Annotated in this window: 20 protein-coding genes and 1 tRNA gene; 15 read left to right on the top strand and 6 right to left on the bottom strand. The window is 49.6% G+C overall.

Going from position 1 to position 21,637, the window contains the following annotated elements; all coding sequences use genetic code 11:
- Window positions 1-76: 76 nt before the first annotated feature.
- Window positions 77-538, top strand: a complete 462-nt coding sequence (locus A3OI_RS0110965; RefSeq protein ID WP_018404320.1) for an FKBP-type peptidyl-prolyl cis-trans isomerase — start codon at window positions 77-79, stop codon at window positions 536-538.
- Window positions 539-597: 59 nt separating this feature from the next.
- On the opposite strand, the gene A3OI_RS0110960 is transcribed toward A3OI_RS0110965, so the two are convergent.
- Window positions 598-2,250 (bottom strand): electron transfer flavoprotein-ubiquinone oxidoreductase, encoded by a 1,653-nt coding sequence (locus A3OI_RS0110960; RefSeq protein WP_018404319.1) that lies wholly within the window; start codon window positions 2,248-2,250, stop codon window positions 598-600.
- A gap of 372 nt (window positions 2,251-2,622) precedes the next feature.
- Here A3OI_RS0110960 and A3OI_RS0110955 point away from each other — a divergent pair, with 372 nt between their 5' ends.
- The 3 genes from A3OI_RS0110955 (at window position 2,623) to A3OI_RS0110945 (ending at window position 5,638) form a co-directional block, all read left to right on the top strand.
- Window positions 2,623-3,372 (top strand): electron transfer flavoprotein subunit beta/FixA family protein, encoded by a 750-nt coding sequence (locus A3OI_RS0110955; RefSeq protein WP_018404318.1) that lies wholly within the window; start codon window positions 2,623-2,625, stop codon window positions 3,370-3,372.
- Window positions 3,372-4,310: an electron transfer flavoprotein subunit alpha/FixB family protein gene (locus A3OI_RS0110950; protein WP_018404317.1), complete on the top strand. Its 939-nt coding sequence runs from the start codon at window positions 3,372-3,374 to the stop codon at window positions 4,308-4,310. Before A3OI_RS0110955 ends, A3OI_RS0110950 begins: the two co-directional genes overlap by 1 nt.
- 86 nt (window positions 4,311-4,396) lie before the next feature.
- Window positions 4,397-5,638, top strand: coding sequence for a saccharopine dehydrogenase family protein (locus tag A3OI_RS0110945; RefSeq protein WP_018404316.1), 1,242 nt, complete (start codon window positions 4,397-4,399; stop codon window positions 5,636-5,638).
- Between the two features lie 31 nt (window positions 5,639-5,669).
- Here A3OI_RS0110945 and A3OI_RS0110940 read toward each other — a convergent pair whose 3' ends face one another.
- The 5 genes from A3OI_RS0110940 to A3OI_RS0110920 are packed head-to-tail and all read right to left on the bottom strand — an operon-like array spanning window position 5,670 to window position 12,690.
- A complete protein-coding gene (locus A3OI_RS0110940; protein WP_018404315.1) occupies window positions 5,670-6,827 on the bottom strand; it encodes an iron-containing alcohol dehydrogenase in 1,158 nt (385 codons plus the stop codon).
- Window positions 6,828-6,855: 28 nt separating this feature from the next.
- Window positions 6,856-8,493, bottom strand: coding sequence for a thiol reductant ABC exporter subunit CydC (gene cydC / locus A3OI_RS0110935; protein ID WP_018404314.1), 1,638 nt, complete (start codon window positions 8,491-8,493; stop codon window positions 6,856-6,858).
- Window positions 8,486-10,258 (bottom strand): thiol reductant ABC exporter subunit CydD, encoded by a 1,773-nt coding sequence (gene cydD / locus A3OI_RS0110930; protein ID WP_018404313.1) that lies wholly within the window; start codon window positions 10,256-10,258, stop codon window positions 8,486-8,488. The genes cydC and cydD overlap by 8 nt, the downstream gene beginning before the upstream one ends.
- Window positions 10,259-11,260: a cytochrome d ubiquinol oxidase subunit II gene (gene cydB, locus A3OI_RS0110925; RefSeq protein WP_018404312.1), complete on the bottom strand. Its 1,002-nt coding sequence runs from the start codon at window positions 11,258-11,260 to the stop codon at window positions 10,259-10,261. It lies immediately after the preceding gene.
- Between the two features lie 2 nt (window positions 11,261-11,262).
- Window positions 11,263-12,690: a cytochrome ubiquinol oxidase subunit I gene (locus A3OI_RS0110920; protein ID WP_018404311.1), complete on the bottom strand. Its 1,428-nt coding sequence runs from the start codon at window positions 12,688-12,690 to the stop codon at window positions 11,263-11,265.
- Between the two features lie 233 nt (window positions 12,691-12,923).
- Between A3OI_RS0110920 and A3OI_RS0110915 the strand changes: the two genes are divergently transcribed.
- The 11 genes from A3OI_RS0110915 to A3OI_RS0110860 all read left to right on the top strand — a co-directional run.
- Complete coding sequence (locus tag A3OI_RS0110915) at window positions 12,924-13,556, top strand: class I SAM-dependent methyltransferase (protein ID WP_018404310.1); 633 nt, start codon at window positions 12,924-12,926, stop codon at window positions 13,554-13,556.
- A 75-nt stretch (window positions 13,557-13,631) separates the two neighbouring features.
- Window positions 13,632-13,718 (top strand) — tRNA-Leu (locus tag A3OI_RS0110910).
- A gap of 820 nt (window positions 13,719-14,538) precedes the next feature.
- Window positions 14,539-14,889 carry a hypothetical protein gene (locus tag A3OI_RS22770; RefSeq protein ID WP_155903104.1) on the top strand — a complete coding sequence of 117 codons (351 nt, stop codon included), beginning with the start codon at window positions 14,539-14,541 and terminating at the stop codon, window positions 14,887-14,889.
- A 101-nt stretch (window positions 14,890-14,990) separates the two neighbouring features.
- Window positions 14,991-16,604, top strand: coding sequence for an AAA family ATPase (locus A3OI_RS0110900; RefSeq protein ID WP_018404307.1), 1,614 nt, complete (start codon window positions 14,991-14,993; stop codon window positions 16,602-16,604).
- Window positions 16,605-16,705: 101 nt separating this feature from the next.
- Window positions 16,706-17,125, top strand: coding sequence for a hypothetical protein (locus A3OI_RS0110895; protein WP_018404306.1), 420 nt, complete (start codon window positions 16,706-16,708; stop codon window positions 17,123-17,125).
- Between the two features lie 45 nt (window positions 17,126-17,170).
- Window positions 17,171-17,737, top strand: a complete 567-nt coding sequence (locus A3OI_RS0110890) for a hypothetical protein (protein ID WP_018404305.1) — start codon at window positions 17,171-17,173, stop codon at window positions 17,735-17,737.
- Window positions 17,738-17,844: 107 nt separating this feature from the next.
- Complete coding sequence (locus tag A3OI_RS0110885; protein ID WP_018404304.1) at window positions 17,845-18,336, top strand: acyltransferase; 492 nt, start codon at window positions 17,845-17,847, stop codon at window positions 18,334-18,336.
- A gap of 93 nt (window positions 18,337-18,429) precedes the next feature.
- A complete protein-coding gene (locus A3OI_RS0110880; RefSeq protein WP_018404303.1) occupies window positions 18,430-19,005 on the top strand; it encodes a hypothetical protein in 576 nt (191 codons plus the stop codon).
- A gap of 118 nt (window positions 19,006-19,123) precedes the next feature.
- The gene (locus A3OI_RS0110875) at window positions 19,124-19,972 is read left to right on the top strand and encodes a hypothetical protein (protein ID WP_026224140.1); all 849 of its coding nucleotides are present in this window, start codon (window positions 19,124-19,126) and stop codon (window positions 19,970-19,972) included.
- Window positions 19,973-20,413: 441 nt separating this feature from the next.
- The gene (locus A3OI_RS0110865; RefSeq protein ID WP_018404299.1) at window positions 20,414-20,920 is read left to right on the top strand and encodes a hypothetical protein; all 507 of its coding nucleotides are present in this window, start codon (window positions 20,414-20,416) and stop codon (window positions 20,918-20,920) included.
- A 140-nt stretch (window positions 20,921-21,060) separates the two neighbouring features.
- Window positions 21,061-21,637: hypothetical protein (locus A3OI_RS0110860; RefSeq protein ID WP_018404298.1), on the top strand; the 577-nt coding region annotated here is incomplete at its 3' end.

The raw sequence follows: 21,637 nt of genomic DNA, 5'->3' as shown, positions 1-21,637 counted from the left end.
TTATCGCGGTTTAGTCGTTGTTAAGCTGGGTAAACACGAATTCAATACAGTCATTTTAGACACGCAAGGAGATCACATGGCACAATCCCGCGTTGTATCCATCCATTACACGCTCACCAATGACCAGGGAGAAGAACTGGATTCCTCCCGCGTAGAAGGTCGGGAGCCGCTGTCTTACCTGGAAGGCGCACAGAACATCGTCGGTGGGCTGGAAAGCGCACTGAATGAAAAAACCGTCGGTGACGCCATGAAAGTTTCAGTGGCTCCTGCTGAAGGCTATGGCGAAAAGAACGACGAGCTGGTTCAGCCGGTTCCTCTCAGCGCATTCGAAGGCGTAGAGTCCATCGAACCGGGTATGCAGTTCCAGGCGGAGACGCCGAACGGCCCCCAAGTGGTGCGCGTTATTGAAGTAGGTGACGAGACCGTTACTATTGATGCCAACCATCCTCTGGCTGGCGAGACTCTGCACTTTGATGTTGAAGTTGTTGAAGTTCGAGACGCGACAGACGAAGAACAGGAGAACGGGCAAGCTCAGTAAGTTGTTGTGAACTGTTGGTAGAAAAGGCTCCCTCGGGAGCCTTTTTTTGCCTGTTACTATTACATATTCGGGTAGTTTGGACCGCCGCCGCCTTCTGGCGTTACCCAGGTAATATTCTGGGACGGGTCTTTAATGTCGCAGGTTTTGCAGTGCACGCAGTTCTGCGCGTTAATCTGGAAGCGTTTGCCGCTGCCATCTTCTGCTTCAACCACTTCATACACGCCCGCAGGGCAGTACCGCTGAGCCGCTTCGTTGTACTTCGGCAAGTTGTGCTCTATCGGAATGCTAGGATCTTTCAGCTGCAGGTGAACCGGCTGATCTTCTTCATGGTTGGTGTTAGAGATAAACACCGACGTCAGTTTGTCGAAGGTCAGTTTATTGTCCGGTTTTGGATAAGTGATTGGCTTGCAGTCAGCCGCCAGTTTCATCGCGTTGTGATCGGCCAAGGTGTCGTGCAATGTGAAGGGCAGGCTGCGACCCAGAATATTCTGCTCCAGATAAGCCAGGCCACCGCCAATGATCGGGCCAAACTTGTGAATGCTGGGCCCGAAGTTGCGGTCTTTATACAATTCCTTGTACAGCCAGCTGTCTTTGAAGCGATCTTCAAAGCTGGTGATTTCTTCGCCGCTTTTGCCCGCATTCAACGCTTCAAACACCGCTTCTGCGCCCATCATTCCAGATTTCATGGCGGTGTGGCTGCCTTTGATTTTGGAGAAGGTCAGGGTGCCGGCATTACAGCCCAATAGCAGACCACCCGGAAAGCTCATTTTGGGCAGACAATTAAAGCCTCCCTTGGTGATGGAACGTGCGCCGTAGGATACGCGCTTGCCGCCTTCCAGATGTTTTTTGATTTCCGGATGGTGTTTGAGACGCTGCATTTCATCAAACGGGCTCAGGTGCGGGTTGCTGTAATTCAAATCGGTAATCAGGCCAAAATACACCTGGCCACCTTCAAGGTGATACAAGAAGGAGCCACCGGTAGAATTGCTTTCGCTCAGCGGCCAGCCCGTTGTGTGCACAACCAGCCCCGGCTCGTGTTTGGCCGGGTCTATGTCCCACAACTCTTTAATGCCAAGTCCGTAGTGCTGGGGATCTTTGCCAGCGTCCAGCTTGAATTCGTTGATCAGCCGCTTGCCCAGGTGGCCATGGCTACCTTCTGTGAACAAGGTGTATTTAGCGCGCAGCTCCATACCGGGCATGTAGCCGTCTTTATGGCTGCCATCACGGGCCACGCCCATATCGCCGGTGATAATGCCTTTGACTTGACCGTCTTCCACAATCGTTTCCGACGCTGCGAAACCGGGATAGACCTCAACACCGAGCTCTTCGGCACGCTCACCCAGCCAGCGGCAGAAATTACCCAGGCTGATAATGTAGTTGCCGTGGTTGTGCATGTTCTTTGGCACAAAAGCATTGGGTATTTTTGTGGCTTGTTCCTGGTCTTTCAGCAGGAAAATATCATCACGGGTGACCGGAGTATTCAACGGTGCGCCCAGCTCTTTCCAATTTGGAAACAGCTCGTTCAAAGCGGTTGGCTCAAAAACGGTACCGGCCAGGATATGGGCGCCAATTTCGGAGCCTTTTTCTACCACGCAAACCGTTAATTCCTGGCTTGCATCCTGGGCGAGTTGCATCAGGCGACAGGCCGCCGAAAGGCCGGCAGGACCACCACCGACGATCAGAACATCAAACTCCATCGATTCGCGTTCCACGTTAGTCTCCTCAACCATGTTTTTAAATGTTGGACAGCCACGGCTGAACCGGGCCCGTCAAAATCTGTGCGCAATTATACGTGTAAAAAACCCTGCAGACGACTGTCTACTGTTAAAGTTAAGCTAGCTTCGTATCCATAGCAACTCTTCTCGCGTCTTCCTGACATGCCAAACAAACGTTTGTTTTAATTGATTTGTGGGAATTTTCTCCCTGTTCTCAAGCCGCTACGGCTGTGCCGGCATGACTTAAACGGCGCCATTTGTATTGACCCGCTTTCGCTTTATTGGCAGTATTGGTGCCCTCCCGCAGCAAATACTTCCATTGAATTTGCTGATACGTCTTTAAACACATCGTAGAAGAACGAGGAATCTATGAAGGTTCTGGTCGCTGTAAAACGAGTAGTTGATTACAACGTAAAAGTGCGTGTAAAGCCGGACAACTCCGGTATAGATCTCGCTAACGTAAAAATGGCAATGAACCCATTCTGCGAAATCGCTGTTGAAGAAGCGGTTCGGCTGAAAGAAAAGGGCGTTGTGAGCGAAATCGTGGTGGTTTCTATTGGCCCCAAGGCCTGTCAGGAACAGGTCCGCACGGCTCTGGCATTGGGCGCAGATCGTGGCATCCACATTGAAACAGACGCAGAGATTCAGTCTTTGCAGGTTGCCAAGCTGTTGAAAGCTGTGGCTGATAAAGAGCAACCCAATCTGGTTATTCTGGGCAAGCAGGCCATCGACTCAGACAACAACCAAACTGGCCAGATGCTGGCCGCGCTGGCAGGCATGAGCCAGGGTACGTTCGCGTCTGAAGTTGTCATCGACGGTGACAAAGTAAACGTAACTCGCGAAGTAGATGGCGGCATGATGACCGTTTCATTGACGTTGCCCGCGGTTGTCACCACCGACTTGCGTCTGAACGAGCCGCGTTACGCGTCTTTGCCTAATATTATGAAAGCAAAGAAGAAGCCTCTAGAGTCCATTAGCCCGGCTGATCTGGGTGTTGATGTCGCTCCGCGCCTGACAACCGTCAAAGTGGAAGCCCCGGCTTCACGCCAGGCAGGTATCAAAGTTGCAGACGTGGCAGAGCTGGTTAACAAATTGAAGAACGAAGCGAAGGTGATCTGATGAGCATCCTTGTAATTGCTGAACATGACAACAGCAGCCTGAAGCAGGCGACCCTGAGTGTTATCGCAGCCGCCAAGGCTATCGGTGGCAACATCGATGTGTTGGTTGCCGGTGAAAACGTGGGTGCCGTCGCGGAAGCCGCAGCAAAGGCTGACGGTGTTAACAAGGTGATGGTTGCTAATAACGCGGTTTATGGCCACTTTTTGGGTGAAAACCTGAGCCAGCTGATTGTTGAGCTGGCCGAGGGTTACACCCACATCCTGGCGGCTGCCGGCAGTACGGGCAAAGACACCATGCCCCGCGTAGCGGCATTGCTGGATGTGGCTCAGATTTCTGACATCATCCGTGTTGAAGCCCCAGACACCTTTGTGCGCCCGATTTATGCGGGTAACGCCATCGCCACTATAAAATCCAGCGATAGCGTTAAGGTGATCACCGTGCGCCCAACCGGCTTCGACCCGGTAGCAGCAGAAGGTGGCTCCGCATCGGTGGAACAGCTGGACGTGGTAAAAGATGCAGGTTTGTCCACGTTTGTGAGTGAGCAAAAGGCCAAATCGGACCGCCCTGATCTTGCCAGCGCCGGGATTGTCATCTCTGGTGGCCGCGGCATGCAGAACGGCGAAAACTTCAAAATGCTGGAGCAGATCGCCGACTTGATGGGTGCCGCTGTTGGTGCATCCCGAGCCGCTGTTGACGCCGGCTTCGTGCCCAACGATATGCAGGTAGGGCAAACCGGAAAAATCGTTGCGCCACAGCTGTACATTGCCGTTGGTATCTCTGGTGCTATTCAGCATCTGGCGGGTATGTCTGACTCCAAAGTGATCGTTGCGATCAACAAGGACGAAGAAGCGCCTATCTTCCAGGTAGCCGACTACGGCCTGGTTGCGGATCTGTTTGAAGCGATACCGCAACTTGAAGAAGAACTTAAGAAAGCGTAATAAGCTTTTGGTTCTATTGAAAAAGGCACCTTTTTTGGTGCCTTTTTTTATGAAAAATACAATTGAAAACGCAGGCAGGGATAGTGATGAATGCACGTAAAAAGCCCCCTTACGATCTGTTGGTGTTCGGCGCCACCAGTTTTGTCGGTCAGATTCTGACCCAGTATTTGTACGACACCCATGGCGTGGGCAGCGATGTTTCCTGGGCCATAGCCGGCCGCTCCCAGTCAAAGCTTGAAGCACTCAGAAGCAAGCTAGGGTCAGGCGCTGCCGATTTGCCGCTATTGGTCGCTGACGCCACCGACGAGCCTGCGCTGCAGGCACTGTGCATGCGCACCCGGGTTATTATTTCTACGGTTGGCCCTTATGCACTTTACGGCGAAGCATTGATCAAAGCCTGCGTTGAAACCGGTACTGACTACTGTGACCTTACCGGCGAGGTACAATGGATTGGTAAAATGGTGTCGCGCTATGAAGCGGGGGCGAAAGAATCCGGCGCACGCATCGTTCATTGCTGTGGTTTCGACTCTATACCTTCAGATATGGGTGTCTGGTTCCTTCAGCAACAGGCAGAGAGCGCTTTTGGCAGCGTGTGCCAGGATGTCCGTATGCGCGTGAAAGCGGCCAAGGGAACACTCTCCGGCGGCACAGTCGCGTCAATGATCAACATCGCCAAAGAAATGGCCGCCGATCCCGAGCTACGTCGCTCTATGGCAAACCCGTTCTCCATCAGCCCAGCTGGCCACCGTTCAAAAACCCGCCAGCCTTCGCTGAAAGGCCCCGGGTTTGATAAAACCCTGAACAGCTGGCTGGCACCGTTTGTGATGGGCGCCATCAACACCCGCGTTATTCACCGTTCCAACGCTCTGCAAGATACCCGCTACGGCCAGGAATTCACTTACGACGAAGCCGTTATGACCGGCCGTGGTGTGAAGGGCCGGTTGACTGCTTACGGTATCACTGCAGCTTTGGCAGGTTTTTTTATGGGTTCTGCGGTGAAACCAACGCGCTGGGCTATTGAAAAATTCGTGCCGCAGCCAGGAGAAGGCCCAAGCCCGGACGCCCAGCAAGCCGGCTTTTTTGACATACGGTTTGTAGGAAAAACCGCTGACGGGCGCACGATCATTACCCGGGTTAAAGGTGATCGCGACCCGGGTTACGGTGCCACAAGCCGCATGCTCGGCGAAGCGGCGGCCTGCCTGGCGTTCGATATCCCGAAAAATCGGGACGGTGGTTTCTGGACCCCTGCATCCTTGCTGGGCCAGCCGTTGCTGGAGCGCTTGACCAGCCGTGCCGGTTTGAGCTTTGACGTGCTGGAAACCCGCTAAAACGGGCTCCAGTCAACGGCATGTTGCCGGCTTACCAGAGCTTCTCGTAAAGCTCGGCGATCTGCTGTGCCGTTGGCACTCGCGGATTGTTGCCGGGGGACCCTGACGCCAGGGCCTGTTGAGCCATTGTCGGTATTAACTCAAAGAATCTGGCGCGATCAATACCAAAGCCGCCAGGGGTGGGTACCTGAAGCTCTTCATTGAGCGCATAGAGTTCTTCCAGCAGTTTCTGATTGGCGCTGTTGGTATCGTCGCCCTCGTCAGCAACGCCCATAGCCCGAGCGCAGTCCGCGTAGCGCTCGGGCGCTGAGGGGATGGAGAACTCGGTAACGGCCGGCAACAGCATCGCGTTCGATAAACCGTGCGGTACATGAAACGCAGCGCCAATAGGGCGGCTCATGCCATGCACCAATGCCACCGACGCAGCGGAAAATGCGATGCCCGCCAGGGTTGAGCCCAGCATCATGGCCTCACGGGCCGGTTTGTTGGCTCCATCTTTATAGCTGGTACGCAAATTTGGCCCCAGCAAGCGCATGGCGGCCAGCGCCTGGGAGTCGCTGTACGGATTCGCTTTCTGACTGACGTAAGCCTCCATCGCGTGAGTCAGAGCGTCTATGCCGGTATCGGCGGTGGTTCGGGCAGGTACGGTGAGGGTCAGGTTGTAGTCCACCAGCGCCGCAACCGGCATAAAGCCGATGCCCACACAGAGCATTTTTTCATCACTGGTTTCATCCGTGATGATGGTAAAACGGGTGGCTTCCGAACCTGTACCGGCGGTGGTTGGCACCGCAATCACCGGAATACCGCTTTCATTGACGATGCGCGGAAATTTGTAATCGCTCATTACCCCACCGAAGCGGGCCAATATCGAAATCGCTTTGGCACTGTCAATCGGACTGCCACCGCCAAGGGCGACGATGCAATCGTAATCGCCGATGCGAACCTGCTCAACGCCTGCCTGAATAGAGCCCACTGTGGGTTCCGGGACGGTATCGCTAAACACGTCAGCACTGATCGAATGCTTAAGAAGGCACGCCTTGAGCGAGTCTGCATAGCCCAGTTCGACCATCATCTTGTCGGTAATAATCAGCGGTTGGCTGCAATTCAGGCTGGCAAGTACATTGGGTAACTCTTCGCTGGCACCGGCGCCAACCTGCAGAATGCGTGGAAGTATTATTTGCGAAGACATAGCAGATCCCGAAATTTTTATATTTATATTAAAGCGCAATCGTAGCGGTGCCACCTGCCAGTGCATCCACACTGTGAGCCAGGCTGATCACCGTACGGCCCGCCAAACGTTGTTCCAAACGGCAGCATATGCGGTCGCGCAGGGCTTTGTCGACACCGGTGAATGGCTCGTCCAGCACGAACACGGTCGCAGGGCTTAGCAGCACTCGCGCCAGCGCGATGCGCCGGGCTTCGCCGCCAGACAGCACATTGCCGCCACTGCCCAGCCAGGTATCCAGCTGGGCTGGCTCATCGGCAAAGCGGTCTCCCATCTCGACCAGGTCCAGCACTTGCCATAGATCGGCATCGCTGGCCTGCGGGTTCGCCATTTGCAGGTTCATTCTCAAGGTGTCGTCAAACAGATAGGTTTGCTGAGTCAGGTAAGCAACCAGAAGGCTGCTAACGCTGCCGCCTGATGGCTTTATCAGCCCGCTCAGAGCGTCTGCCAGGGACGATTTTCCGCTGCCTGATCGGCCGGTAAAGCCTAGCCACTCCCCGGGCTTGAGTTTGATGCTGAGAGGGCGGGCCAGCAAAGGCTGACTGTTGCCGTGGCGCAGCTGCAGATCATAAACCGCGACCGCAAAATCGCCGTTCTCTGCCGTTTCCAGGTCAGTCGTCTTCGCCAAGGTGACATCGTCGTGCTTGGCGCTTTCTGCTGTATCGCGGTTCAAGCGCCGGGCAGATGCCACCGTGCCGCCAAGGCGGGAAAATGCGTCGGGCAACATGCCATACACCTCGCCTAATCCCAATAGAGCGATGGGCAGCAAAACCAGCACCGGGCCAGACAGCATTTGCTGCTGGTACAGACTAAAACCCATCCACAGAGCCACCACGACTGCCAGGTTTATCAACAGGCTTGAGCCGGCAAGGTGCCAGCCAGCCCGAGTTTCGATAATGCATTGCTCGCGGGTTAACTGCTCGGCCTGCTGCATCAGCAAAACGCTGTGGTTACGGGCACGGCCAGCGGCGGTAAGCTCTGCGTAACCTTCAATGTGCTGAATCAGCTGGCTTCGTAGCGTGTCCTGGCGCTCACTTTGAGCCTGAGCCAGGCTATGGGTGCCCATGTAGACAGCGCCCGTTGCCACCACAAAGGAAAGGCCCAGGCACGCAGCGACCAAAACGCCGGTTTGCACACTAAACACCGCCGCGGCCAAGATAATAACCCCAACACTTACCAGCGCCGCCAGGGCCGTCGGGGCAAGTAGGCGCAGGTAAAGAGTATCCAACGCGTCCACATCGGTGAGCAAGCGTGACAGCCATTGTGCGCCGGTCATTGGCGAGCGCTGGCTGCGGGGCACAAGGGCCAGGTGTTTAAACAGGGTTACCCGAATGTCGGCCAACAGTCTTAGCACGGTTTCGTGATTGTAAATTCGTTCCAGGTAGCGGAATACCGTACGCGAAACCGCAAACAGGCGAATGGCCGAGCCGGGCAGATACAGCTCGATCGTGGCCTGAACACCCATGGCGATCAACAGGCCAACCAGGGCTGTTTTGGTAATGAACCACCCAGACAGCGCCAACAGAGCGATACCCGCAAGCAGCGTAAGTAGAATCAGAAAAGCACCGATCAGCAAGCGGTTACGACGGTGAAAAATCAGCCGCAACCAAGGGCGCAGGGCATTAATCATAGTGACCTCCTTCAGGCGCGGCCTGTAACCGGCCATTCACCACCTGCAGTACCCGATCAGCCAGTGTGAGCAACGCCGTGTGATGGCTGGAAAACACCAGGGTTTTGCCTTGCTGCTTCAATTTGGACAGGGTTTGCACGATGTGCTGTTCGCTTTCGGCATCCAGTGCAGCCGTGGGCTCATCCAGCAGGATCAGATCGTAATCGGCCACTAGAATGCGCGCCAGGCTCAGGCGCCGTGACTGCCCACCCGACAGGCCCTGGCCGTCTTCCATCACTTTGCTGTGAATGCCATCTGCGCGCTCAGCAAGCAAAGGGCCCAGGCCAACCTGTTCCAGCGCGGCAGCTATATCACTATCGCTGGCCTGCGGTGCGGTTAAGCGCAGGTTGTCGGCCCAGGTGCCATCAACCAAAAAGCCTTTTTGCCCTAACCAGCCAAACGCTTGCTGGCCGGGGGCTTTGTCGAAAATGGTAATGGCACCGCTTTGCGGGGCAATAAATCCCGCTATCATATTCAGTAAGGTGCTTTTACCACCTCCGGACGGCCCCGTTAGCGCAAGTGCTTGCCCGCGGCCGACGCTGAACGACACCCGGTCAAACAACAGCTTGTTTTTGCCAAAGCCAGAGCCAGAGCCAAAGCCAACGCTGACGTCCTGAACCATTACCCCGGGGCTGTCCTGCGAGGGAGCAGGGTGAACCCGCGGGCCAATCGGCTCTGACGCGTTAAGCCGGCTGAAAATTTCAGCGCCGGCACCCAGGGCGGATGCACGATCGTGATAGTGCTGTGACAGCGTGCGTAAGGGTTGAAAGAACTCCGGGGCCAGCAACAATGCCAGCAAACCGGAAAACAGCGTTAAATCCGCTGCCGGGCCAAAATCGATGTAGCCCAACAGGCCAAAGCCCACATACATGGCCACAACGGCGATGGCCACAGACGAAAAGAACTCCAGCACGGCTGACGACAAAAACGCCACCCGCAGGGTTTTCATGGTAATAAACCGGTATTGGTCCGAGCGCTGTTGTAGAACCTCGGCCGCGGGGCCGGTTTGCTGAAACAGCTGTAAAGTAGTCAGCCCGCGCACCTTATCCAGAAACTGGCCAGACAGGCGGCTGACGGTTTGAAAATGCTGTTGATTCAGTGATTCAGCGCCCATACCCACCAAAGCCATGAACAACGGAATCAGTGGTGCCGCAAACAGTAAAAAAAGTCCCGCCAGCCAGTCTAGCCAGAATACAAACGCCAGAATCATCAGCGGTAGCAGGGTGGCAATCAGCATTTGGGGGAGAAAACGTGCGAAGTAGCCGTGCAGAGCATCCACGTGGTCAAGCCATTCGCGGCTGTGAGTGCCAGCGGAAGACTGGTTCAGGTTCACCGGCCCGGTGGCTTGCCAGCAATCGTTAAGTTGCTGACGCACCTGTTGGCGCACCTGCTGGCTGCAGCGTGACGCCAGAGTGGTTTGCCAGCCTTGAGCCAGCGCCCGACCCCCTAACGTGGCCAACAATCCCAGAAAATACGGTGTTAATGCGGCCAAGGCGACTTTTTCCACCAGACCCTGGTGGATAATCGTGGCTAACAAGGTCATCTGTACAATGGTAGCAAAGCCTGTAAGCAAGCCTGCTAACGCCGCGCCGTTAACGCCTTTGTTGTGTGCTTTGGCCAAGCCTTTTAACCATTGCTTCACCTCTGAAACCGGTGGTACCGGCGACGAATCACCGGTACCACCGTTATTCAAGGCCTTGGCGTTTCGCGCTTCGGGCTCAGCCACTTAGTGGTATCCCTCGCCAGCGCGTACTTTGCCGCGGAATACCCAGTAGGTCCAGGCGGTGTACACCAGCACAAAGGGGATCACAACCAGCAGGCCTATCAGCAGGAACAGCTGTGAATTGTACGCCGATGCTGCGTCCCACAGGGTGTAGTTGGGCGGTATCACGTAGGGCCAGCGGCTTACAATCAGCCCCAAATACGTCGTGATAAACAGTCCGATGGTGGCCACGAACGGCATGCCTTCAAGCCGGTTGCGCACGGAACGGAAAATCTGAAACGCAAACAGTAAGGTCAGAACCGGCAGCACCCAGATTATGCTCAGGTTGTCGAACCAGCGGTTACGCACCATGTCGTCAACGAATGGCGTCCATACACCTATTATGCCGAAAACAACCAGAACCGCCGCAAGCAGAGGAAGGCTGATCTTGTACGCCCATTCCTGCAGCCGGCCTTCGGTTTTCATGATCAGCCAGGTGGAACCCAAAAGCGCATAGCCGGCAATCAAGCCAAGGCCGGTCATTACGGTGAACGGAGTTAACCAGTCCAGCGCGCCACCGACGTAAACCCGATTGGCGGTTTCGTAGCCTTGAATGTAACTACCCACCACCACCCCCTGTGCAAAGGCTGCCACGGTAGAGCCACCGGCGAACGCCCAATTCCACAAATAGCGCGAGGTGCGCGCCTTAAAGCGGAACTCGAACGCAATGCCGCGAAAAATAAGCCCCGCCAGCATCAGGAACACCCCGATGTACAGAGCGGGCAGCAATATGGAGTAAACCAACGGGAATGCGGCAAGCAACCCTGCACCGCCAAGCACCAGCCAGGTTTCGTTACCGTCCCAAACCGGAGCCACCGAATTCATCATGGTGTCGCGATCCTGCTCCGAGGGCGCGAAGGGGAACAGAATTCCCACACCCAGATCGAAGCCGTCCATCGTCACATACATGATTATGCCGAAACCAATAATAAACGCCCATACCAATGCCAGATCAATCATTTCCATAATCAGTGTCCTCCCTGGCTAGCCGGTTGCCCATTGGTTTTACCAATTTCAAATTTAGTGTGCGTCGCAGAAAGGGGACGCTTCGGCCGTTCGGTCTGTGATTCAGGCTCTTCATAATCCGCCTCAAGACCTTCAAACAAAACCCGCATCAAATAGTAAACACCCGCGGAGAACACCATCGAATACACCACCACGTAACCAATCAGGGTGAATAGAGCCATGCCGCCGGTGAGTGACGGTGTAATGGCCGCTGAGTAATCGAGCATGCCGTAAACCAGCCAGGGCGAGCGCCCGATTTCGGTCACAAACCAACCGGCCAATACCGCAATAAACGGCGTAATGCTCATGACACGCAAACCCTGCAAAAACCATTTGGTGCGCCAGAATTTATCGCCACGGCGCAGGAATAAACCCGTCAGCGCGAACAAAATCATCAGCAAACCAAGGGCCACCATGACGCGGAAAGACCAAAACACGATCGCAACCGGTGGTTGCTCTTCGACTGGCACTTCGTTCAAACCCAGAATCTCACCATTCTTGTCATGGGTCAGCACCAAAGAAGCCAAACTGGGGATACCAATTTCAAAATGGTTGGTCTGGTTTTCCTGATCTGGAATAGCGAACAGCAACAGCGGCACGTTGGTACCGGTTTCCCAGTGGCCTTCCATAGCGGCCACTTTCATGGGCTGGTGTTCAAGTGTATTCAAACCGTGGAAATCACCAACCACCACCTGAGTCGGCGCCACGATCAACAGCAGCCACAGGCACATAGACAGCGCTTTCCGGTTGGCCTCTACTTCGCGGCCCTTGAGCAGATACCAGGCGCTCACGCCGGCCACAACAAAGCCACCTGTGAGGAACGATGCCAGCACCATGTGGGCAAAGCGATAGGGGAAAGACGGGTTGAAAATCGCTTCGCTCCAGGACGTCACGTAGAAAACGCCGTCACGAAGTTCAGTGCCTGCCGGTGTGTGCATCCAGCTGTTGGCCGATAAAATCCAAAAAGTCGATATGAAGGTTCCGGTAGCCACCATAATGGCCGCGAACAGATGCACACCGGGCGGAACTTTATTACGGCCAAACAACAAAACGCCCAAAAACGCAGCTTCCAGGAAGAACGCCGTTATCACCTCATAACTCAACATTGGCCCTAGAAAATTTGCAGTTGCTTGGGAAAAATTGCTCCAGTTTGTACCAAATTGGAACGACATAACGATCCCGGATACCACGCCCATGCCGAAAACCACGGCAAAAACTTTGGTCCAGAACGACGACAGTCGAACCCACGATTGATTACCTGTTTTAAAGGCCAGGCCTTCCAGCACGGCGATATAAGAGGCAAGACCCACAGTGAATACTGGGAAAATAGCGTGGAAAGACACCACGAACGCGAATTGTATTCGCGACAATAAGATGGGATCGAGTTCCATAGAACCTCCGGTAACGTCTCACACAAAACCATAGGGCTTATGCCCCTGACGGCGAATGCCTTTGGTATCTTTCGTGTTGTTGTTACCAGCAGGTTATTGCATCCTACTATCTTATACAGCCGCGCGCGTCGGACAGATTGTCGCACTCATGACCTATATTAAGAACCTAAGGTTGCGACGTGCTGAGACTATAGCTTAGCCAGAAAAATTAACAACTTACGGGCGCGTCACGAATGGGATTTTACCACGAAAAAATACTGCCACACCTGGTTGCCAAAGTGTGCGCCAGTGAAGACCTGATGGCGTTGCGCCAGAGCCTGGTGCCCAGGGCCAAAGGTGTTGTGCTGGAAGTGGGAATGGGTTCGGGCATCAACCTCGCGCTTTACCAGCCCAGCGAGGTTACGCGGGTATACGGCTTGGAGCCGTCGGCCGGCATGCGTCACAAAGCCATCGAAAATGCCAACCGATCACCAGTGCCCCTAGAGTGGCTGGATTTGCCGGGCGAGGAAATTCCGCTTGCAGACGCCAGCATAGACACAGTGGTGCTGACCTTTACACTGTGCAGCATCGCCGGCTGGGAAAAAGCACTGATCCAAATGAAAAGAGTACTGCGAGCCGATGGCAAACTGCTGTTTCTGGAGCACGGCGAGTCACCGGATGCCAAGGTTCAGCGCTGGCAACACCGAATAACGCCGGCCTGGAAGCGCATTGGCGGCGGCTGCCACCTGAACCGACCCATTGCTGAACTGATCCGCAGTGCAGACTTTGATATCGTTGAGCTAGACACCTTCTATCTGGAAGATGCGCCGCGCATTGCCGGCTACATTTACCGGGGTGTTGCGGTGCACTCAGAACAGATCGTTTAAAATAGAAGTCAATCTGAATTGCGTTAGCGAACGCGGCCTTATACAATTCTCGCCCTCAAAACATCCCCTCGAAATGCTCCGATGGTGGAATAGGTAGACACAAGAGACTTAAAATCTCTCGACCTCACGGTCGTACCGGTTCGATTCCGGTTCGGAGCACCATTAGAATCAATAATTTACGAAATTACTCTCCCGATCCTACCTGCTTCGATTTTCTCATGTAGACGTAATGTAGACAGATGGATATGCATTTTCCTCCGCAAAGCTGTTTCCTCGATGCGTAATGGGCTTGGTCAGAAAACTACTCCGCCACATACTATAGTTTTACACGAAAAACCTTCCAGCACTGATCCTGCGGTCGCGGTTGCCTGGCGTCCATGATAGTTCGCACTTTCCAAAGCTGTAACTACATACAGCCTTATTGTACGAGCAAAAACGAGAGGTCAAGCGATTACTTGGCGACAGTGGCTGGAATCAGCTAAGCTCTTGGTAATGTGAGAATTTGAGACTTCGGGAGAAAAGGAAAATGCGGAGTTATGTGGAGCGCCCTTTTCTGCAATATCGCGGAACGCGGTCTAATCACTGTTATATTTTAAGGAGAGTTTTGAGCAATGATTGACTCCATCCTATACAGGGACATCGTAAAGGCAGTTAATAACCAATTTTCAGAACGGCCTAAACGGATAGCATTTTTTGACGGTGTTAGTCCCGCATCGTCCAAAGCGATGGCTGATGTTAATGCAAAAATAAGGAAGAAAAGCCTCGTTGCAGTTCTTTTTTGCAACCCAAATTCTCAGTTTTGTAGAAGTGAAATTTTAGAGTCGCTTAGTTATTCTCACCACCGCTCAAAGGAACATATAGATATATTCTGTTATGGCTATGGGGCTTATACTGGCCAGAAGATAAATACCCTGACCTTAAAGTCGTAACAACCATAGATGGTGCAGATTGGAGTTATAGTGACAGTTCATTTGTAGCTGTTTTGGAAGATTTTGAGAGTAAAACAAAATGGCGCTACAGTGGCGAGAATGAGCTTCTCTTATTAGACGTAAGTCCCTCCAGCGACCCAGATGAGTTAAATATTAACAGCGCCCTTGTTTGTAATCTGGAGCAAATGAAAAAAGATGGTGCCTTTAGTTCTGTTCGCGCCTTATTTGAAAGCATTATTCGCTATGCAGCAAGCGATGATGCAGTTGGCGCGTGGGGGTTTAGTGACCAAAAAGGCATTGAGGTTGCCTCCTCATTTTTAAAAGACGCTATCTTAGGGCTTCTACCTAAACCACTTCAGAGTAGTTACCGTAAAGCTGAAAACTTTGCAATCAAGCAAATATAACAATCGCAAGCACGCGGACCAACTTTCCGCTGCGCTACAAAGTGCCCGGTGTTGCGGGCGTTATATGCTAAATCGAATTTACCTCAGACCAAGGAATAACTGTGAAAATTAAAGAAGTTAAGCTAAATCGTTTTAAACGATTTACTGACCTTAAGTTAACGGAAATACCTGAGACAGCAAAACTTATAGTTCTAGTAGGTCCTAACGGCAGCGGGAAGACTTCTCTTTTTGAAGCCCTTAATCATTGGTATAAATTTAAGGGCTTTAATGATCGAGGCATCCAAGACTATTTGGAAAAGAATGATGGTGAAATAACGGCCCCTAACCTTTGGCGACAATCTATTCAAAATAAAGTTGAACTGGCGTTTCACAATGATCAGCAGCTTAATCAAGAGCAGATAAAAGGTAAGTTCTATTTTAGAACTGCATATAGAAATGAGCCTGATTTTACTATTTCTAATTTAAGTCGGCAGGGTAATCCATCAGAATCGATAAAGCTTCAAAATTTGATGCAAAACGACCAGACGGTTTCTGAAAATTACCAAAGACTCGTAGCGCAAACATTGGCAGGGGTATATGAAACATCAAATAATGCCAAGACAGTCGAGCAGCTAAGAGACGAATTGATTGGGGAAATTAAGCGCTCACTCTCGAATATATTTGTAGATTTAAATTTAAGCTCCATCGGTGACCCGCTATCAAACGGTAGCTTCTATTTCGAAAAGGGGACATCCAAAGACTTCCATTATAAAAACCTTTCTGCAGGTGAGAAGTCAGTCTTTGACTTGGTCCTTGATATGATAATCAAATCAAGTTTCTATTCGGATGCAATATTCTGTATTGATGAGCCAGAAGCACATATGCACACAAGGCTTCAATCGAAAGTACTTAGGGAACTTTATGATTTAACCCCAGATAATTCTCAGCTGTGGATTTCGACACATTCGATAGGAATGCTTAAAGAAGCTGAAGATATTGAAGAAAAAAATTCAGGTACAGTAGTATTTCTAGATTTTGACAATAGAGATTTCGATTTAGCTGAGGTGATAAAGCCAACTCAGATAAGTAGAGCAATCTGGGATCGCTTTTTTGATCTGGCCTTTGCTGATTTTTCAAAGCTAATATCTCCTCAAAAAATAGTTTTTTGTGAAGGAACAAGCCAAGGAAGAAAGTACAAAGATTTTGATGCTTTAGTCTATGGCAAAATTCTTGGAGAAAATCACCATAGTGCTACATTTGTGTCAGTAGGATCATGCTCAGAAATTGAAGATATAGAGAATCAATCTGTAAAAATGATTTCAAACATATTGAAGTCGTCTAAGATCATCAAGTTTGTCGACAGAGATGATAAAAGTGACGTTGAGGTCGATGAGCTTTTTCAAAAAGGTGTGAAAACTTCAGGCCGAAGACACATTGAATGCTACTTATTAGATGATGAGATTATACAGAAGCTTTGCTCGAGTGTGGATAAAGAAGAGCTTGCAAAGCAATGCTTGCAGGCAAAGGCTTCAGCTATTTTGGCAAGCGTTGGCAGGGGTAATCCACAAGACGATGTGAAATCCGCAAGTGGAGAAATCTTCACTGAGATAAAGAGAATTCTTGGATTAACTCAGTGTGGGAACAATAAATGTGCATTCTTGAGGGATACTATGGCACCACTGGTAACTGCAGAAACCCAGGTATACGAAGAAATTGATAGAGAAATATTTGGCTAGGAGATACTGTGCAGTATATAACAAGTTGCTGCACTCGGAAAAATTACTCGCTTCGCTCCTAATTTTCCGGTGAGCAAGGCGTTAAGTGCCAAGGGAGTTGCATGAAAACGTACGAGTACGATGGTTCGGTAAAGCAACAGGCAGATGTAATCTGTTATGCGTTTTCGTCAGATTTGTTGGATGCATCTGAAAAGGAGCTAAAAAGCTTCCTAAAAATGTTGTCCCAATACTTTCCGAAAACTGACAATGGCGAAGGCGGGTATAAACCGATGGAGAACCGAGCCTTTTTAGATACCTTCAACTCTGCCCATCGGCATGTCTGTGAACTGATTGCCTCCAAACGAGCGCAAAAGCGTCATCGTTGGCTATTGGGTGTATCAATCGCCACGCTCCTAGTCTTAGCGACCACTCTGGGCAATACCGTCCTCGTTCAGAATTTAGAGAGTGGTCAAACTTCGAAAGCACTTAACCAGTCATTCAAGTTCGTTCCCGGCCTGGCGCCGTCCACCGGACGCCCCTGACGGGCCGCCGCTTAATTCAGCGTTATGCGCCAATGGAGATTTCCTATGCTTAAAGTCCAAACCGTTTTGCTGCTCACGCTATTGATATTTTCAGGAGCCTCGTTCGGGTCCGAAGATACCCATCGAAAAGACTGTACAAATTGGCTGCAGGAACATTACTCCAGCTATTCGCACGTAGAGACTATTCAAGAATATACCCTGAATTCTGAGTACCACTACCGTGCTAACTACAACGTTGTTCCATACAACGCGACGGCCGCAACAATAGGCTTCGATTGCACAATTTATCTAACTTCGGGAAAGGTAGTAGCTTTCCCGAACCTAAAGCCTTATCCACGCGAAGCGAAGGCGAAGCCTGCTGCGAAATCCCTTCCTAAGCGACGTATGAAGTCAGGTGGAGATGCCTGCCCAGAATTTGCGGCATGGCAACGCTTCTCGGATGAAATCAAAAAAGGTAATTACTCAGCGAAATTGTCGAGTTCATGTGTATGGCTCGAAAAAGGAGACCGCGTCTTCGGACCAATTGAGAGCAAGAAATATAAAGGTAATACATTCAACTTGATTTCTTTGCCCGGGGGTAAGCGGTATTGGATAGAAAGCGTAAGTTTGTGAATTTGTCGCATAACAAATCGTCGGAGAGGGACGTTTGCTCCGCACGCTGCGCGTGCTCCACAAACGCCCCTCAACTCAGGCGTTAGGCACCAAGATAGGAGAAGAACATGATCACTGATGAAAAACCACCATTCATTCACGAAAAAGCAGAAGTCCAATCTGAGTTCATTGGAAACGGAACGTTAGTGTGGCAATACTCTGTTGTTCTTAAGGGAGCAAAAACCGGAGCGAATTGCAACATTAATGCACATGTCTTCATAGAAAATGACGTCACGGTAGGCGATAACGTAACCGTAAAATGCGGTGTGCAATTATGGGATGGCGTTACAATAGAGGACAATGTATTTATCGGCCCAAATGTTACGTTCACAAACGATAAATATCCAAGGTCAAAAGTATATCCAGAAGAATTTTTAAGAACTACAATTAAAAAGGGTGCCTCCATTGGAGCAAACTCAACGCTTCTTAGCGGTGTTACAATTGGTGAAAATGCAATGATTGGTGCCGGAAGCGTAGTCACAAAGGATGTCCCAGTCGGAGAACTATGGTTTGGACATCCGGCAAGAAAGCAAGGTGTCGCCCCAGCAAAAAGTGCCTAACAAGGCGCTCCATTGCCACCGGTGAGCTTGGTCGTTAGCTGAATTATTCTAGTTTTTGTGTGTATTTATAAATTTAAAAAGGAAAGTTAATTTATGGCAAAGTATTTGATTATCGTTCTATCTCTTTTAATATTAGGAGGTTGTGCTAGTACAACTCGACCTGCTGTTGAAGCGGTTATTAATGTGCAAAACCTAGCATGCGAATCATGTAAGCCATTACAGGAACAACATTTTTCAACACTAATTAATATTGCAAATAAATCGCCTTTCGCGATGAAAGTTCAATCACTTGGTTTTTTAAAACACAAAGATAAAACATACATTTCAATTGACCTCGTTGGTGCAGCATATAATACAATTCAAACAACCACTACTACTCGTCTTACCAATGAATTTTTTAATAAATATAAATCCGCATCCGAGCTTTTATTATCGGGTATGTTTTCCGATGATATAGATGGTGTAAGAGTCTTGCTAAGTTGCACAAGCTATAATTTTGTATCAGATAAATATGGCTTAAGCCCACAGGGGGAAAACTTAGAATTATTTACAGATAAAAATATTATAAATCAATTTTTACTTGGTGATATTACCGCACAAAGCCTAATAAATAATTCGACTGTTTATATAAATGGTCAAAGAATGGATTTTAAATTGCAGATGATGTAATTCAGCTAACAAGCACTTCAAACGGAACAAAAACAGTTGGTTAGGTTCCGCTTCGCTACACATTTTAACCAACAATTTTTGTCCGCTTAAGTGGGCGTTAGAGAGCAGAGGAGTATAGATGTCATACAAAGCAACGGTAATTCCAGTCATGATTGCTTCTCCAGGTGATGTAGCTGATGAGCGTGAAATAATTCGCAGTATCATTCATGATTGGAATGACGTAAATGCAGAAGCATCAGCAGTAATGCTCGCTGCAATAGGCTGGGAAACTCACTCATCTCCTGAACTAGGAACGCGACCACAAGAATTAATAAACAAACGTGTCTTAAAAAATTGTGATCTTCTAATCGGAGTCTTTTGGACTCGTCTCGGAACTCCAACAGGTAAATCCCCGAGTGGAACTGTAGAGGAAATTGAAGAACATGTTGCGGCAGGTAAACCTGCAATGATTTATTTTTCCTCCAAACCTGTTGCGCCGGAAAGTATTAATGCTGAGCAATTCGCGCAAGTACAGGCAATAAAGAAAAAGTGGCAACCACAAGGGCTTATTGAAACATACGAAAACTTGGAAGAGTTTCGCGCGAAGCTGTCTAAACAACTTCAGCTCAGCCTTACTAAAAATGAATATCTCAAAGGCTTGTTTGCAGCCCCTGAAGTAGAGGTCGTCACTGAAAATCCAGCGACCCCAGATAACCGACAACAGTACTCCCTTTCTGAGGAAGCTAAGACTATTCTAAAAGCAGCAGCTTCAAAGGAAGATGGAACAATCCTTAAATCATCCACGTTGGGAGGCCGTATTATTCAGGCTGGTGGGGAATCTTACGGTGGAGGACATGGACGAGAAGCTGCAAAATGGGAAGCAGCGTTAAACGAATTGGAATCAGAAGGATTGGTTGTGGGGCGGGGCTACAAAGGAGAGGTCTTTGAGCTCACTCATGAAGGATGGGCGGTTGCAGATGCTCTCTAACAAGGCGCTCGTTCGGACGCAAACTACGCTGCGCTTAGTTTGCGCCGCACAGCTCAAACGTTAGGTTTCAAAGGAGTTAGTTGCACTCATGAATTTCATTTCAAGGTTTTTCGGAAGTAAAAAGAAAAGTGAGCACGATGACAAGCCACCAATTTATGGAGGCGACGGACTATCAGGTCATGCACCAGCAATCGTTAATTGTGCCAGTATGGGAATGGCGCAGGCTCTTATAGATGGCTTTATTTCTGAGAGCTGTGGGAAGGATTGGGAGAGGGGAACAGAATTTACTATTGCGTCACCGAGCGATCCAAATAAGTCACTCAGGATGATTTGCGTCCAAACATCGGATGGTGAGGAGTGCAGTTACTATTTTGACCTATCGAGGCCAGTTAGTGTAGCAATGAAAATGAGTGGCCTAAGCTAGCGTCAAGGAGAACAAAAATGTTTGGTTTGGGTAAATCAAAAAATTTAAAGGTTATCGAGTCTTTAAAAAATCAGGGAATTGGTGGTCAGTCCGTCATGTATAAGCTTTTCATAAAAGCTCTAAATGTGCCTGACGAAAAAATACGAAAAATTGAACTAACCTACTTTTCGCTATCTGTTCTCACGTATGTTTTTTTGCGGACTTACGATGGCACCGAAAAAGAGAGGGTTATTGATGAGGCATCAATATCTATAATTAATGCCAGCATTCCAAATTGCGGCGAGGTTATATCCAAAAATCAGGCTATAACAGAGTATCAGCGTCGGTATCAAGAATATGATGTATTGCTGCGCCCATTATTTTCAAACAAGGACGTCGATCCAAGTACTACACTTTTAATGCACTTTTACGAGCAGGTAGTACAAGGCAGCGCAAAAGGGGCAATGATTAAAATTGTAGCAGCTTCCTCATTGGTTCATCAGTATGTTGTTGATAACATTGATTTCGTTAAGCAGAAATTGTAAACCTAACAAGGCCAAGCACAATCGTGCAATGCAAAAAGCGCATTGCACTGGACAGCCTACGCTGCGCTTCGGCTGCCTGTGTTGGCGGCGTTATGTGCAATGGCTAGCACTGAATATCTAAATAACATGGAGTATTTAAATTGAAATTAAAACTTGTGACCTTAACTTTATTACCATTTTTGCTTACTGGTTGTATTCAAGAATCAAAAGAGATATCAATTGAAAAAGTAGGAAATCAAACTTACTTAATTAACCAAAAATCAAAAGAGGCTTTTATTGTCTCTAATGAGCGTTTGATTCAGTTAAAAAAGTCTAATCCTACAGCATTAAAAATTGGTGAGGTTCTTAATCGTAAAGGACAAATATCAAAGTCTAGAATAGAAGTTGACGCTTCAATTAAATTTTTTGAATCCAAAGCTTTATACATGGTTACCGTAAAGCCTGTTAGTAAGGATGTTACAGACGAAAAAGGAATTATTACCGTAGATAAAAGTAATTTTGAATGGTATAAAAAAGCTATTGAAAATTATGATTCTCAAGACTATATAATGTTAGTAATAACTGATAGTGATGGGTTTAAATTGCACGAACAAAAAATTAGAATTTCTCATGGTTATGTCAGTATGGTTGGAAATGGCGAAGATGCTGCATCTTATGTTTATGAAGGGGCAATAAACATAAATGCAGAAAACTCTAAATATGCCAGTGTAATAGATT

Source organism: Marinobacter gelidimuriae (genome assembly GCF_000372805.1).
Lineage (GTDB): Bacteria > Pseudomonadota > Gammaproteobacteria > Pseudomonadales > Oleiphilaceae > Marinobacter > Marinobacter gelidimuriae.
The sequence above is the reverse complement of the archived record's forward strand: the minus strand, read 5'-3'. Positions and strand labels throughout refer to the sequence as shown.

What these genes read in the sequence shown, in the direction of transcription:
- A3OI_RS0110965 (WP_018404320.1), top strand. Translation starts at nt 77, where the DNA reads ATGGCACAATCCCGCGTTGTATCCATCCATTACACGCTCACCAATGAC.
- A3OI_RS0110955 (WP_018404318.1), top strand. Translation starts at nt 2,623, where the DNA reads ATGAAGGTTCTGGTCGCTGTAAAACGAGTAGTTGATTACAACGTAAAA.
- A3OI_RS0110950 (WP_018404317.1), top strand. Translation starts at nt 3,372, where the DNA reads ATGAGCATCCTTGTAATTGCTGAACATGACAACAGCAGCCTGAAGCAG.
- A3OI_RS0110945 (WP_018404316.1), top strand. Translation starts at nt 4,397, where the DNA reads ATGAATGCACGTAAAAAGCCCCCTTACGATCTGTTGGTGTTCGGCGCC.
- A3OI_RS0110940 (WP_018404315.1), bottom strand. Translation starts at nt 6,827, where the DNA reads ATGTCTTCGCAAATAATACTTCCACGCATTCTGCAGGTTGGCGCCGGT.
- cydC (WP_018404314.1), bottom strand. Translation starts at nt 8,493, where the DNA reads ATGATTAATGCCCTGCGCCCTTGGTTGCGGCTGATTTTTCACCGTCGT.
- cydB (WP_018404312.1), bottom strand. Translation starts at nt 11,260, where the DNA reads ATGGAAATGATTGATCTGGCATTGGTATGGGCGTTTATTATTGGTTTC.
- A3OI_RS0110920 (WP_018404311.1), bottom strand. Translation starts at nt 12,690, where the DNA reads ATGGAACTCGATCCCATCTTATTGTCGCGAATACAATTCGCGTTCGTG.
- A3OI_RS0110915 (WP_018404310.1), top strand. Translation starts at nt 12,924, where the DNA reads ATGGGATTTTACCACGAAAAAATACTGCCACACCTGGTTGCCAAAGTG.
- A3OI_RS0110895 (WP_018404306.1), top strand. Translation starts at nt 16,706, where the DNA reads ATGAAAACGTACGAGTACGATGGTTCGGTAAAGCAACAGGCAGATGTA.
- A3OI_RS0110890 (WP_018404305.1), top strand. Translation starts at nt 17,171, where the DNA reads ATGCTTAAAGTCCAAACCGTTTTGCTGCTCACGCTATTGATATTTTCA.
- A3OI_RS0110885 (WP_018404304.1), top strand. Translation starts at nt 17,845, where the DNA reads ATGATCACTGATGAAAAACCACCATTCATTCACGAAAAAGCAGAAGTC.
- A3OI_RS0110880 (WP_018404303.1), top strand. Translation starts at nt 18,430, where the DNA reads ATGGCAAAGTATTTGATTATCGTTCTATCTCTTTTAATATTAGGAGGT.
- A3OI_RS0110875 (WP_026224140.1), top strand. Translation starts at nt 19,124, where the DNA reads ATGTCATACAAAGCAACGGTAATTCCAGTCATGATTGCTTCTCCAGGT.
- A3OI_RS0110865 (WP_018404299.1), top strand. Translation starts at nt 20,414, where the DNA reads ATGTTTGGTTTGGGTAAATCAAAAAATTTAAAGGTTATCGAGTCTTTA.